Origin of the sequence: Neobacillus niacini (genome assembly GCF_030817695.1) — a bacterium.
In the GTDB taxonomy this organism is placed as follows: Bacteria; Bacillota; Bacilli; order Bacillales; family Cytobacillaceae; genus Neobacillus; species Neobacillus niacini_F.
Window position 1 is genome coordinate 1028344 of the sequence record NZ_JAUSZQ010000002.1, and the last position, 13664, is coordinate 1042007.

The 13664-nt window shown below is 38.8% G+C and carries 16 protein-coding genes; 8 read left to right on the forward strand and 8 right to left on the reverse strand.

What is annotated here, in order from left to right; all coding sequences use genetic code 11:
• Nucleotide 1: 1 nt before the first annotated feature.
• Together QFZ28_RS05330 and QFZ28_RS05335 are read right to left on the reverse strand one after the other, a co-directional pair.
• Complete coding sequence (locus QFZ28_RS05330; protein WP_307193680.1) at nucleotides 2-1240, reverse strand: saccharopine dehydrogenase family protein; 1239 nt, start codon at nucleotides 1238-1240, stop codon at nucleotides 2-4.
• 674 nt (nucleotides 1241-1914) lie between these two features.
• A complete protein-coding gene (locus QFZ28_RS05335) occupies nucleotides 1915-2712 on the reverse strand; it encodes a 3D domain-containing protein (protein ID WP_307193681.1) in 798 nt (265 codons plus the stop codon).
• Between the two features lie 495 nt (nucleotides 2713-3207).
• On the opposite strand from QFZ28_RS05335, the gene QFZ28_RS05340 reads away from it, so the two are divergent.
• The 3 genes from QFZ28_RS05340 to QFZ28_RS05350 all read left to right on the forward strand — a co-directional run bounded on the left by QFZ28_RS05340 (nucleotide 3208) and on the right by QFZ28_RS05350 (nucleotide 5414).
• Nucleotides 3208-3978 carry a transporter substrate-binding domain-containing protein gene (locus tag QFZ28_RS05340; protein ID WP_307193682.1) on the forward strand — a complete coding sequence of 257 codons (771 nt, stop codon included), beginning with the start codon at nucleotides 3208-3210 and terminating at the stop codon, nucleotides 3976-3978.
• Nucleotides 3979-4044: 66 nt separating this feature from the next.
• Entirely contained in the window at nucleotides 4045-4689 is a 645-nt protein-coding gene (locus QFZ28_RS05345) for an amino acid ABC transporter permease (protein ID WP_307193683.1), read from the forward strand.
• Complete coding sequence (locus QFZ28_RS05350; protein ID WP_307193684.1) at nucleotides 4686-5414, forward strand: amino acid ABC transporter ATP-binding protein; 729 nt, start codon at nucleotides 4686-4688, stop codon at nucleotides 5412-5414. Before QFZ28_RS05345 ends, QFZ28_RS05350 begins: the two co-directional genes overlap by 4 nt.
• A gap of 62 nt (nucleotides 5415-5476) precedes the next feature.
• Here QFZ28_RS05350 and QFZ28_RS05355 read toward each other — a convergent pair whose 3' ends face one another.
• Nucleotides 5477-5899 (reverse strand): HIT family protein, encoded by a 423-nt coding sequence (locus tag QFZ28_RS05355; protein WP_307193685.1) that lies wholly within the window; start codon nucleotides 5897-5899, stop codon nucleotides 5477-5479.
• A gap of 248 nt (nucleotides 5900-6147) precedes the next feature.
• Here QFZ28_RS05355 and QFZ28_RS05360 point away from each other — a divergent pair, with 248 nt between their 5' ends.
• A complete protein-coding gene (locus tag QFZ28_RS05360) occupies nucleotides 6148-7587 on the forward strand; it encodes an MFS transporter (RefSeq protein WP_307196954.1) in 1440 nt (479 codons plus the stop codon).
• Nucleotides 7588-7623: 36 nt separating this feature from the next.
• Entirely contained in the window at nucleotides 7624-8811 is a 1188-nt protein-coding gene (locus QFZ28_RS05365; protein ID WP_307193686.1) for an amidohydrolase, read from the forward strand.
• 399 nt (nucleotides 8812-9210) lie between these two features.
• On the opposite strand, the gene QFZ28_RS05370 is transcribed toward QFZ28_RS05365, so the two are convergent.
• Nucleotides 9211-10368: a pyridoxal-phosphate-dependent aminotransferase family protein gene (locus tag QFZ28_RS05370; RefSeq protein WP_307193687.1), complete on the reverse strand. Its 1158-nt coding sequence runs from the start codon at nucleotides 10366-10368 to the stop codon at nucleotides 9211-9213.
• A gap of 463 nt (nucleotides 10369-10831) precedes the next feature.
• Between QFZ28_RS05370 and QFZ28_RS05375 the strand changes: the two genes are divergently transcribed.
• The 3 genes from QFZ28_RS05375 to QFZ28_RS05385 all read left to right on the forward strand — a co-directional run bounded on the left by QFZ28_RS05375 (nucleotide 10832) and on the right by QFZ28_RS05385 (nucleotide 12151).
• Nucleotides 10832-11398, forward strand: coding sequence for an LOG family protein (locus QFZ28_RS05375; RefSeq protein WP_307193688.1), 567 nt, complete (start codon nucleotides 10832-10834; stop codon nucleotides 11396-11398).
• A 217-nt stretch (nucleotides 11399-11615) separates the two neighbouring features.
• A complete protein-coding gene (locus tag QFZ28_RS05380) occupies nucleotides 11616-11852 on the forward strand; it encodes a hypothetical protein (protein ID WP_307193689.1) in 237 nt (78 codons plus the stop codon).
• A complete protein-coding gene (locus tag QFZ28_RS05385; RefSeq protein WP_307193690.1) occupies nucleotides 11849-12151 on the forward strand; it encodes a hypothetical protein in 303 nt (100 codons plus the stop codon). Before QFZ28_RS05380 ends, QFZ28_RS05385 begins: the two co-directional genes overlap by 4 nt.
• Nucleotides 12152-12402: 251 nt before the next feature.
• Here QFZ28_RS05385 and QFZ28_RS05390 read toward each other — a convergent pair whose 3' ends face one another.
• The 4 genes from QFZ28_RS05390 to QFZ28_RS05405 form a co-directional block, all read right to left on the reverse strand.
• Nucleotides 12403-12540, reverse strand: a complete 138-nt coding sequence (locus QFZ28_RS05390) for a YvrJ family protein (RefSeq protein WP_034673739.1) — start codon at nucleotides 12538-12540, stop codon at nucleotides 12403-12405.
• Between the two features lie 64 nt (nucleotides 12541-12604).
• Complete coding sequence (locus QFZ28_RS05395; protein WP_307193691.1) at nucleotides 12605-12823, reverse strand: DUF2922 domain-containing protein; 219 nt, start codon at nucleotides 12821-12823, stop codon at nucleotides 12605-12607.
• A gap of 33 nt (nucleotides 12824-12856) precedes the next feature.
• On the reverse strand, nucleotides 12857-13075 hold the full coding sequence (locus QFZ28_RS05400; RefSeq protein WP_307193692.1) for a DUF1659 domain-containing protein: 219 nt from the start codon (nucleotides 13073-13075) through the stop codon (nucleotides 12857-12859).
• Between the two features lie 147 nt (nucleotides 13076-13222).
• On the reverse strand, nucleotides 13223-13411 hold the full coding sequence (locus QFZ28_RS05405; protein WP_307193693.1) for a Spo0E family sporulation regulatory protein-aspartic acid phosphatase: 189 nt from the start codon (nucleotides 13409-13411) through the stop codon (nucleotides 13223-13225).
• Between the last annotated feature and the right edge of the window lie 253 nt (nucleotides 13412-13664).

The window sequence follows — 13664 nt, forward strand, 5'->3', positions numbered from 1 at the left end:
TTTATCGAACAAACTCCAACTTTTTATCATTCACTGGCTCATCAACTAGAACAGGATTGAAGTCCTCTACCCATGGAAGTCCCCATTTGTTTAACTCTTCCATGAATGGATCTGGATCAAATTCTTCGATATTGAATACGCCTGGTTTATTCCACTTTCCAGTCATCACCATTGCTGCACCGATCATTGCTGGTACACCAGTTGTATAAGAGATCGCTTGAGAACCAACTTCTCTATAGCACTCTTGGTGGTCACATACGTTGTAAACATAATACTTAACCGGTTTTCCGTCTTTTTTACCTTGGAAGATACAACCGATATTTGTTTTACCAACTGTACGTGGTCCAAGTGAAGCTGGATCTGGTAATACTGCTTTCAAGAACTGAAGCGGAATGATTTGCTTTCCTTCGAATTCAATTGGTTCGATAGAAGTCATTCCTACATTTTCAAGCGCTTTAAGGTGTGTAATATAGCTTTGGCCAAATGTCATGAAAAAGCGGATACGCTTAAGACCTGGCATGTTTTTCGCAAGAGATTCAAGCTCTTCGTGGTATAGCAAGTACATATCTTTTTCGCCCACTTCAGCGAAGTTATAAACGCGCTTGATTTCCATTGGCTCTGTTTCGACCCAATCACCATTTTCCCAGTAACGGCCGTTCGCAGATACTTCACGGATATTGATTTCAGGGTTGAAGTTTGTAGCAAACGGATAGCCATGGTCGCCGCCGTTGCAGTCAAGAATGTCGATATACTCAATTTCATCGAAATAATGTTTTAACGCATAAGCAGAGAATACTCCAGTTACACCTGGGTCGAAGCCGCTGCCTAAAAGTGCTGTAATGCCAGCTTTTTCAAAACGCTCTTTGTAATCCCATTGCCATTTGTATTCAAATTTTGCTGTATCTTCTGGCTCGTAGTTCGCTGTATCCATATAGTGTGTCTTTGTTGCAAGACAAGCATCCATAATCGTTAAGTCTTGATATGGTAATGCTAAGTTCATTACGATGTCTGGTTTTACTTCATTGATTAATGCAATTAACTCATCTACATTGTCTGCGTCTACTTGAGCAGTCGTAATTTTTGTTTTCGTGGTACCTTCTAATTTTGCCTTTAAATCATCGCATTTTGATTTTGTACGACTAGCGATACAAATCTCTTCAAATACGTCACTGTTTTGAACACATTTATGAACTGCAACTGATGCCACGCCGCCGGCGCCAATAATAAGTGCTTTTCCCATTCTCGTAACCCCCAACTTAATAAATTTTTTCCAACAAAAAAAACAAGTGAAAAAACGCTTGACAGCGCACAACACTTGTTTAGATATAATCAATATTATTAAGCACAGTATACCTTAAAGCATAAGTATACCCTTAGCATAAAAGTCCTAGGACATTATGAAAGAAAGCTCTCTAATATTCAAAATATATCATCATAGGATCAGAGTCTATATAGCAAATAATTACTTTTACTACTCTTATTGACCGTTTCACAAGTTGTGTGCATCTGCACTGGTTGTAAAGTAACCAACTTATAAAATTTGAGCTTTTAACTCAATCAATAAGGCAACTAAAGTTGCCAATCGGCATTTGACCCGGCTGTCCGTATGGCCTTAACTTCTTTAGGGAAGTGGTCAAAAATTATCTGCTGGAAAGACTCGAGGGATATATTGAATATCAGCTTTCCATTAACAACGCTATTTCATATTATCAGAATCTAAATAGCGTCGCAATAGAGAATTTAATTTTTTTTATCTCGAGTTTGTTCCTTTTTTTGGTAGTTCCCCTTTAGTATAAAAGGGGAGATAAAAAATTGTGAGCATTTTGGAATAAACGATAGCGTTTTTTTTCAGCGTTTTACTGAACAAAAAACACTGCAATTCCTTATTTGATAAGGTTTTACAGTGTATTCATCTTAGTTTAATATCGTTACTTTTAATTGTTTTCTTCCAAAATTGATTGCTTCTTGTTTAGAAGGAATAAAGACATCAATTTTATTTCCTTTAATGGCACCGCCTGTATCTCCAGCGATTGCTTCACCATAGCCTTCTACATAAACTTTACTGCCGAGCGGTATAACACTTGGGTCAACGGAGATGACCTTTTGATTTGGATTTTCTAAAAGGTTAATTCCAGTCGCAGTTATACCGGAGCAGCCTTCACAAGTAGCGGTATAGGCAGTCGCTTCAACTGTAATTTCCTTTGAACTCGGTGCTGCCGCTTCTACTGCTGGTACAGGCGCTGCTGCTTCTACTACCGGTGCTGGTGTTGGAACCGCTTCTGCTACAGGAGCACTATCCTTTTGAACTTCTACAGGCTGTTCTGGTCGTTCTGATAAAATTATATTAGTAGTTTCTAAACCCTCAAAAATTACTAGACTTAAACCGGGATGGATAAGATCTGTATGTAATTGGTTCCAATCTTTAATTTGCGAAACTGTTACCTGATGATTATTGGCTATACCCCATAATGTGTCACCTTGTATTACAGTATAACGTTTTTCAGGTGCAACGGTTAATAAGTCCCCAGGATGTATTAAATCTGTAGTAAGATTATTTATCTTTTGGAGATTTTCTAATGACATATTATTTGCGCGTGATAGCGCCCAAAGGGTGTCCCCTTTTTGTACGGTAATACTTGCAGCTTGTACATTAGCACTTACAGTTACTGAGAGTACAGCAACTGCTAAAATTGAAACAAATTTCTTAAGCATTTCTTTTACCCTCCATGTTCTTTGATTGCTAATTTTTAACCATCGTAACATAGAATTTTCTGAGAAAAAGAACAGGGAGGTGTTAGTTACGTTACATCCGTGGCATTTATATTGCAATAATATTTCTGAAATAAACTAGTAATCAGAAAATAATATAATGAGTTAGGAGATCCACCATGCACCTTATTAATAGGTAAGAAAAAGCAGGGAGCTGTCAAAATGCGTGGTTTATTTGGGCAGGTGAATTTCAAATTATAAAAATTATTGCATGTGTAATTTTTTCCTTGTTAATCATCTCCAATGCCTTTTTTATTTTGATATAAATAGCTTTTTAGATTTATAATAGATTCGTACATCGGGATAATCATCGTTTAAATTCGATTAATTTGTTATATTTCAATAATTGCCACTACTACTTTTATCTTAATTTATGCTATATTATTTAAGTCACAATTTTACTACGGTAATATTACTTTTAAATGGGGAGTGAAAGAAATGAAAAAATTTGGCCTATTTACGTTGTTCTTGGTCCTTACTTTATTAATCGCGGCCTGTGGGACCGATAAAAATGCAAGTGAAACTGGTAATAGTGAAAAAGTATATAAAGTTGGTGTAGATACAACTTATCCTCCGTTTGAATTTAAAGAAGGAGACGAGTATAAGGGTATCGATATCGAATTAATTAATGCGATTGCGGAAAACCAAGGGTTTGAAATTGAACTTTCTCCAATGGATTTTGGCGGTATTATTCCAGCAATGCAAGCGGGCCAGCTTGATATCGCTATTGCAGGAATGAGTATTACAGATGAAAGAAAAAAGATTGTCGATTTCTCAACACCGTATTTTGACGCTGGTTTAATCGTTGTTGTTAAAGAAGATAATACAACGATCAAATCTGTTGATGACCTTAAAGGAAAAAAGGTTGCGGTTAAAAAAGGTACGACCGGTGCAACATATGCAGTAAATAACGCTCAAAAACTAGGACTTGAAGTGGTACAATTTAACGATAGTCCTGCCATGTTCCAAGAAGTATCAAATGGAAATGCAGACGCCCTAATTGAAGATTACCCTGTTATCTCTTATGCTATTGCCCAGAAGGATCTAGGATTAAAACTTGTGGGAGATCGTTTAAATGGAGATCAGTACGGAATTGCTGTATTGAAAGGTGAAAACCAGGAGTTATTAGAAAAGATTAATAACGGACTTGCTGAGCTTAAAAAAGATGGAACATATGATAAAATTATAAAAACGTATCTTGCTGAATAAAATAATAGGACAAGGCGTGCTTAAAGCGAGCGCGTCTTCTTTTTGAAATGAAAGGGGATGAACAACGTGGATATTATTGTTTCTGCTTTGCCTATGTTATTAAAAGGGCTTCAAGTAACACTTTATATCTTTTTGATTGCTATCATACTCGGTTTTTTAATAGGTTTAGTCATTGCCTTGCTGCGCCTTTCACCACTTAAGGTCTTAAACTGGATCGCAAAGGTTTATGTAGATGCCATTCGAGGAACGCCATTTATTGTTCAATTGTTCTTTATCTATTTTGGTTTAAATTCACTACAGGTCATTTCTTTAAACAGTACAACTGCTGGGATCATTACGGTTGCGATCAATGCAGGGGCCTATTTTGCTGAAATTATAAGAGCGGGTATTCAATCGATTGATAAGGGACAAACAGAGGCAGCAAGGTCGATTGGTTTTACTGGTGCACAAACGATGCGCTATATCGTGCTTCCGCAGGCTTTTAGAAGAATGCTGCCAACCATTACGAATCAATCCATCATTAGCTTAAAAGATACTTCGCTTTTATCCGTCATTGGTATTGCCGATTTAACACAGCAAGGACAGATTCAAGCATCAGCCACATTTGAAGCTTTTAGGATTTGGCTTGCTGTCGGTGTTATTTACTTCATCATTATTTATTTGTTAACACTTCTTGCTAATTTCGTAGAGAGGAGGTTTCAACTTCGATGAGTATGATCACGGTAAAAAACTTGAGTAAATCATTTGGTAACCTAGAGGTTTTAAAGGATATTAATGCAGAAGTGAAGGAAAAAGAGGTTATTTGTGTTATCGGTCCTTCTGGTTCAGGTAAGAGTACATTCCTGCGCTGCTTAAATCGCTTGGAAGAGATATCTGGCGGTCAGGTAGTCATTAATGGACATGATATTACGGACAAAAAGGTCGATCTTAACAAGGTTAGACAAGAGGTTGGAATGGTATTTCAACAATTTAATTTATTCCCTCATATGACTGTTTTAGAAAACATCACATTGGGTCCTGTTAAGATTCATTCTACAGAGAAGTCAGCAGCGGAAAAATTAGCGCTTGAGTTACTCGATAAAGTAGGACTAAGAGAAAAAGCAAATAGCTATCCGGGCGAACTGTCCGGTGGACAAAAGCAACGTGTTGCGATTGCAAGGGCACTAGCCATGAATCCTAAGATTATGCTTTTTGACGAGCCGACTTCTGCACTTGATCCTGAAATGGTCGGTGATGTTTTAGAAGTTATGAAACAGCTTGCGAAAGAGGGTATGACAATGGTCGTTGTTACCCACGAAATGGGCTTTGCCCGAGAAGTTGGAGACCGTGTTATTTTCATGGATGGCGGCTATATTGTGGAAGAAAATGAACCGAATGCGTTATTCGGCAACCCGCAGCATGAACGAACGAAAGCTTTCTTAAGCAAGGTGCTATAGGTGCCTGTCACCGATAAGTAACTATGTAAAAGGATGGTGCACTGTTGCACCATCCTTTTACATTAAAGTAATTCTTTAATTTTCTCGATGATTTCCTTATATTTTTCTTCTGTTAAGTATGTTTTCTCCGGATTCATTACAAAAGTGGAACCCCAATCTTCTTTGTCTACGTATTTTGGCACAATGTGCATATGTAGGTGGTGCATTTTATCACCATACGCCCCGTAATTAATTTTCCCAGGTTGGAAAGCCTTGTCCACAGCTGCTGCAACTTTTTTTACATCGTTTATATAAGCTGCTAACTCCTGGTTATCCAGTTCATATAGTTCTTTTATATGGCCTTTATATACAACATTACATCTGCCTGTATATGTCTGTTCTTTAAAAAGCAAAACCGTGGAAACCTCGAGATCACAAATTTCAATCATAAGGTTGTCCCGTCTTTCATCCTTCATGCAATACATACAATCTTTATTTAGCTCCATCTTTTTCATCCTCGTCTATTTATGAATGTAAATCTGTCTTTATTCTACCCCTAATAAGATGAAAAGTAATTGTCTCAAAGTGTTGACTTTAATGAACGCATCATTGTTTTTATGCTCCGTGGTCTGTTAATGATGGGTAACTTTTTATAATTAAGGGTATAGAAACATTAGGGTTCCTGTTTGACTAATGTTATTCGGGTTAGTGCATTCTAACTTTAACAGGTACCTAATAAAAATATAGGAGGCAAATCATGGAGACAAGTTATAAAGGTACAGATAAGATGATCACCGGGATTGTGTTCGGCGTAATCACATTTTGGCTTTTTGCACAAGCAATGGTTAATGTGGTCCCAGCGGTTCAAAAAGATTTAGGGATTTCATCCGGAACACTAAATATAGCGATTAGCTTAACAGCCTTATTTTCTGGAATGTTTATTGTAGCTGCTGGCGGGCTAGCTGATAAAATTGGCCGAAAAAAAATCACCTACCTCGGGTTAATTTTAAGCGTAGTTGGTTCCCTTTGCCTAGTAATAGCGCAAGGATCGACATTGTTAATTATCGGACGTATCATTCAAGGACTTTCCGCAGCTTGTATTATGCCCGCAACGATTGCCTTAATGAAAGCTTATTTCGAAGGAAAAGACAGACAACGTGCCCTTAGTTTCTGGTCGATTGGATCTTGGGGCGGCTCGGGAGTATGTTCGTTTGCAGGTGGGGCGATTGCAACGTATATGGGATGGAGATGGATCTTTATTTTCTCTATCGTATTTGCCCTTCTCGCCATGTGGCTGATTAAAGATACACCTGAAAGCAAAGCGGAAGGAACCGGTAAGTTTAAATTCGATTATAGTGGTTTAGCGATTTTTATCGTGACCATGCTTGCATTAAACGTTTTTATTACTTTCGGCGGGGACTTAGGCTGGACAAGTCCAACTTCCATTATCGCTGCTATTGTTACTATTGTTGGAGCTTTTGTTTTCTTCAAAGTTGAAAAAAGGAAAGAAATTGCACTAATTGATTTCTCATTATTTAAAAATAAACCCTACGCGGGTGCCACATACTCTAACTTTTTGTTAAATGCAGTAGCCGGAACGCTCGTTGTCGCGAATACGTATGTTCAAGTCGGTCGGGGATTCACTGCCTTTCAGTCAGGAATGCTGTCGATTGGCTACTTAGTCGCGGTGCTTGCGATGATTCGCGTCGGAGAGAAAATCCTGCAAAAAGCAGGTGCGAAATTACCGATGATCTGGGGCGCGATTATCACCACAGTGGGTGTAGCCCTAATGGGTTTAACCTTCTTGCCTGATTTTGCTTATACGGTTGTTGTATTCATTGGGTTTGCTTTATTCGGTCTTGGTCTTGGGGTATATGCGACGCCGTCTACCGATACATCCGTATCCAATGCCCCATCAAACAAAGTAGGTGAAGCAGCTGGGATTTATAAAATGGCGAGCTCACTTGGCGGTGCATTCGGTGTTGCGATTTCCGCAACCGTATATAGTTCGGTTGCAGCGAATGGAAATGTAGCGACTGCGGCGTCGATAGGGATCATCGTTAACGTGGTTTTTGGGGTACTTTCCATTCTTTCAATTATGTTCATGGTTCCGAATAGTGCAGGAAAAACTTCTGAGGCTCCAGCAAAAAAACCAAGACGTACACCAACACCAACACCGAGAGAAAGTCACTAATTGAATAATCTTTGTATCGAAGGGGAGATGAAAACGATGAAAAGCGATCTAATGGGCATGTTAGAATCACGTAAAGAAGAAATCATCGAAATCCGCCGCCATTTACATGAAAATCCTGAACTTTCTTTTAAAGAGGAGAAGACGGCTCAGTATATTGCGGATTTTTATAAAGGGAAAGATGTTGACATTCAAACGAATGTTGGGAATGGGTACGGCATTATCGTTACAATTAAAGGCGGGAAACCTGGAAAAACCATTGGTCTTCGTGCGGATTTTGATGCCCTTCCAATCGTAGAAGAAGCGGACGTGCACTTCAAGTCAAAGAATGAAGGTGTCATGCATGCGTGCGGACATGACGGACATACGGCGTACTTGTTAGTTTTGGCTGATTGCTTGATTCAATTAAAAGAGTTGATCCCAGGCACCATCAAAATCATTCACCAACATGCGGAAGAAGTTCCGCCAGGCGGAGCGAAAAGTATTGTTGAGTCTGGTTTGATTGACGATTTAGATGCCGTATTTGGTATTCATTTGCTGCCAATGGGACCAGCTGGTACAGTAGGTTATCATGCTGGGTATTCCTTCAATGGACGAGCCTACATGAAATTGAAAGTGCAAGGAAGAGGCGGGCATGGTTCCTCGCCGCATCTCGCGAACGATGCCATTGTGGCTGCAGCACATTTTGTTACGGCAGCCCAAACCATCATTAGCCGTAGATTAAGTCCTTTCGATGTAGGTGTTATTACGATTGGATCGTTTGATGGAAAAGGGACATTCAACGTCATCAAGGACAGTGTAGAACTCGAAGGCGATATTCGCTATATGACGGTAGAAACAAAAGAAACGATTGAAAAAGAAGTGAAGCGGATTGTACGAGGAATTGAAGAAGAGTTTGGCGTAACCTGTGAACTTACGTATACACCAGATTACCCGCCTTTATACAATGACCCCGAACTTACCGCGATGGCGGCAGAAAGCTTACGAAGCATGAATGATCCTGATATTAAAGAAGTCAAAGAATTTCCGGCGTTGTCTCCATCCGAAGACTTTGCTTATTATGCGGAGAAATTCCCTGCCTGTTTCTTTTACATTGCCTGTACACCAAAAGGAGTAGAAAAACCTTATTTCAATCATCATCCAAAATTTGATATTGATGAAGACGCACTCCTAGTTGCTGCCAAAGCAGTTGGCCAGGTTGTATGCAGTTATTATGAATTAAACTAAAACCGGCAATCTATTTACCATTTTTTTGACGGGGATTGGCGTAATGTGTTATCAAACTAGAACCATTCCTCGACAATAAATTTCCTGGGAAACAATATTACGTTCGTTTTATAAAAGGGATTTCGGCATTTTTAATCAATCGTTTGGTTAGTAGGATATAGTAGAGAAATGAGTAGAATGATGTCTTTTAATGAGGAATATCTGAAAGGATACCACCTAATGGCGGTATCCATGGTTCATTTAGTTCGTTGAAATTTCGTTAAGAAAAAAGTATTTGGTCAAAGCGGAGAGGATGGAGTGACCCAAGAGCATGAGAATAAGGCAATAGGGTCAATGCACAGGAGTCCTATAAAAGGGAAGAGGCACAATCCAATAAGACTATGCCTCGAAAAAGTATTATTATTTCTGCAGAGAAGTTAAGAAAACGTTTTGTGCCGCAGCCACCCCTGCCCCTGCCTCAAAGCTATACGAGAAATCTTTTAATCCAGCTTCGATCAGTGAAACAGCTTGAAGGATATCACTTGGGAAGCAATAGCCCATATGCCCAAATCGGAATATCTTGCCTTGGAGGTGACCAAGTCCTCCAGCAAAATCAAGGTGATACTTTTCCTTTAAATGCCCTATAAATGAGGATACTTCTATCCCTTCTGGAGCACATATCGCGGTAATGGTTGGTGACGCATACTCATCGGATGTAAGTAGTTCAATTGAAAGGGCTCTCATGGCTTCGCGAACCATATTCTTCAGTCGTTCATGTCTAGCAACGGTTTGTGCAAATCCACCTTCCTCCTCAATCAAATCACAGACAGCAGAAAGTCCCATAATCAATGAGATGGCAGGGGTGTTAGGCGTCATGCCTTTCGAAGCCCACTCACGATAGCTTAGTAAATCTAAGTAATAAGCAGGTTTATTTGTTTCCTCGATTACTTTCCATGCCCTTTCGCTGACGGCTAAAAGCGCAAGTCCAGGAGGGAGCATCATTGCTTTTTGTGAACCAGTTACTAAGATATCAATTCCCCACTGGTCCATTTCAGCAGGAGCTCCGCCGAGGCAGCTCACTCCATCAACAATAAACAGAGCGTCGGTTTGAGTACGAACAACCTCTGCTAATTTTTCAATAGGGTTTAGGATTCCTGTCGAAGTCTCATTATAGGTTGCAAAAACGGCCTTTATATTCGATAGAGGTTTAAGAAACTGAGTAAGGTCTTCCGCCGTGCATGCTTCGCCCCAACTTTTTTCAAGTTTATGTACTTTAAATCCGTATCTTTCACAAATAGACACGAAATAATTGCCAAAGGCGCCGACAGTGATTACCACGACTTCTTCACCAGGGGAAACCGTGTTTACAGCTGCCGCTTCTAATGCTGCGGTACCGCCAGATGGCAGAAGCAGGATATCTTGTTGGGTTCCGAAAATGGGTTTCACGCGATTGGTTGTTTCTTGATATAACTGTACAAACTCTCCTGTTCGATGACTAATCATGTCCTGGTTCATAGCCAGCTGAACCTTTTTCGGTATTGGGGTTGGACCTGGGTGTCTTAAAATATTTGGATACATACTTTTCCCTCCATTTAATCAGTAGTTTGTTAAAACTTGAGGACTGCTTTTGTGTCTCCGTTTTTACATATGGAATATCATGGTATCTCTAACTCTATCATATTACAAATTCAAGCTTAATCACAACCTTGAACGGTAAACAAAACGTTTGAGAATCGTGTTCGAAAAACGTTAACATTAGTCAAAAACCTTTTGTGTGTTTTATATGTTTATTCTTGGGACATAACATATAAGGTAACGAACTTCATAAGATTTTAAAAAAGGGAGGTGTAGTAATGGGAAGGAGTTTACGAATAAAGATTCCATAAGAATGGGCGTTGATTGCCGGTTCCATAATTACATTTATACCCTGCAGGAGCGCGGTTTTTCTTAAAAAGCAGGAAATTCATTCTTCCTGTTTTTTGTCTTCTTTTCCAGCATTCACTATAATTATATTAAAACTTACCTTTAGGGAGGCAGCAACATGAAACGAGTGGCAGTTTATTGCGGTTCAAGTTTGGGTGCTTCTGAGGCATATAAAACAGGAGCTATTCATTTGGGGAAAGAACTGGCAAAGCGGAATATTACCTTAGTTTACGGCGGTTCAAGTATCGGTTTGATGGGAGCTGTCGCGGATACGGTGTTAGAAGAGGGCGGCCAAGCCATTGGGGTGATACCGAAGTTACTGGAGGAACGAGAGATTTCTCATAAAGGGTTAACGGAGTTAATAACCGTTGAAACCATGCATGAACGAAAAGCAAAAATGGCAGATTTGGTTGATGGTTTTGTGGTTTTACCTGGGGGAACCGGGACTCTTGAAGAGTTTTTTGAGGTATTTACCTGGGGTCAGATTGGCTTGCATAAAAAGCCGTGCGGTCTTCTCAATATTAACCATTATTACGACCCATTAATCAGCCTGTTTAATCATATGATTGACCAAAAGTTTTTGCAAGAAAAGTTCCGAAAGATGGCGATTATTGAGGAAGAGCCAGCAGCATTACTTGATAAATTTTTAAACTACCAGGCGCCTTCCATCAAGGTATTTGAATAGCAAGGCAAAAGCAGTGAATGTTCACTGCTTTTAATATTACTTGAGTCCCAAAAATGATAGATAAGTACATATCGCTGCTACGGTGAAGAAAGGGAAGGAAATTAGAAAATTTATTCTCAATTTAAATCCATACGCAAATGAATTCAATGAATTAATTTTTCAATATGGTTAAAAAATGGTACAATATTGGTAATCTAAAATAAGGAGGGCTATGAATATGAAACCAATTAAAGTGGAAGATGAAGAGTTTAAAAGGGCAGTTTATTCAGGTGAGTCCTATTTTCAAGTCGGTGATCGAAAATTTATTTTATTTGAAGTTGAGCAAATAAATGAACCCAATGTATACGAAGTAGTTGACCCGGAAGAGGAACAAAAATTATTAGAGGCTTTGAAAAGTGATAATCCTGTACTATCAGAAGAGGAAATCAACAGAATGTTGAATGATAAAATATGAAAGTACTGTGGAGAAAGTCAGCGATTCAATCATTAATTGAGCTTGATAGATGGAGATTTACAGTTGATTTGCCCCCAATTGCCTCATTACTTAGGTTATCAATCGAGAGTTACTTCCAAAACAAAGACTTCACCATTCATATTCCAGGTAGAACAGTGATTATTAGAAAGTACCCTGTTGATTTACGTATGTTTTTAATATCTTTAGGAAAATCTGATCCATACAAGGTGTTTTTTCGACTTACTTCAAATGATATTGAGATATTTTTAATAAGACATCCCCATCAAAAACCTCTTTAATATTTTTCTGCAGAGTTTACAATTCTCACCCAGCATAACAAAATCCTTTTTTAAACAGAGAAAAAAGAGCCTAAAAAAAGGGATCCGGCCAGTTGCCGAATCCAAAAAGAAATCTTATAAAAGGGGGTTATGGAAGAGAGAGAAAAAAGTTTGTCCTCTTCATGTACTTATCTTACCCCCAAAATATGAACAAACTATGAACAAAGGTTTAAGGTTCTATTAATTTGGCAGTGACATCTACCTTTAAGCTTCTACGCCTTCATGCGTTCGGGAAGATTTTGAATCGATTGGACTACCATATCTAGCTTCGACTCAATCCGATATAGCAAATAGAGGGTCACAACGATTGGGAATCCTACCTCACTGATGAGAGGTATCATTTGCTCCACGAGATTTCACTCCTTTCTTTAATAAAAGACCGGCTTCCATTGGAACCGGCCTCCTTCTACGCTATTAAATGATTTCATATTCTGTTACATTGCGGTCAATCACGCGGGCTCCTTTTACAGCAGCAAAATTACCATTTGTAGATGTGAAAACTCCTGAGGCGATCATTTCTTCCATCGCGGCCTTTACCACAGATCCGTCAATCGGTTCCTTAGGGTTATCGATTGATAACCGTGCCGATTTACCAAACTCGGTAGTAAACTCCAACTCTAATGTTTTAGCCATTTCATTCACCTCCTATCACGATTTATTTTTCCATTAAGCTAGTAAATCTGCATTGTCGACTCTCTCAATGTTACTGAGAGTATCGTTGGACAAGCCAATCAATGCTTGTGCTGCTTGGAAAAGTTGATCAGCAGTCGCGGATTTCTGGATGTTACTAAGTGTCTTCGCTTTTAAAATGGGTTTTCCTTCGTCATCCATGCCTACTTGAAACACCAAACGTAATTTAGACGATGTTACCACTGCCTGTGCCATTGTCGATCACCTCCTTTCACCCTTTATATATAGAAAAGTAGGCCAAAAGGACATGGTCCGAAAAAATAAATTCAAGCTGGAGTGACCGAGATGAGAAATCTGTTAGAAATAAAAGAGACCAGCAAATTTTTGCTGGTCTCTCACCTGTTAGATTAGTTGTTCTATTTTCTCGTTAAAGTATTCATTCATCAGGCAATCGAGTTTGATTGATAGACTTATATATTCGGAAGTATTAGGACCAGTTTGGTTAAATAATTCACTTAGTTTTATTTTTAACTCCACGATGTCCATTAAAAGTTCCTTGTTTTCGTTTTGGGTCAATTTGATTGTTTTCATCATACACCTCGTATGTTTTTTTGTACTGTGGTTTGGAAGGTGCGATGACTTGATTTCCAAGTGCTTGAATATTATGATGGTTAGCATTTTTCCAAAGCCTTTCCGATAGTAACATAGAATATCTTAGCTGTGAACAGTGATTTAAATAGTAGGAAAATTGAGAAAAGGGTAAATGATATTGATATATCTTGCTGCTGTAAACACCCTCTAATTTGACATGATTTCGACAAAAAATAAGTTATTTTGTAATAAC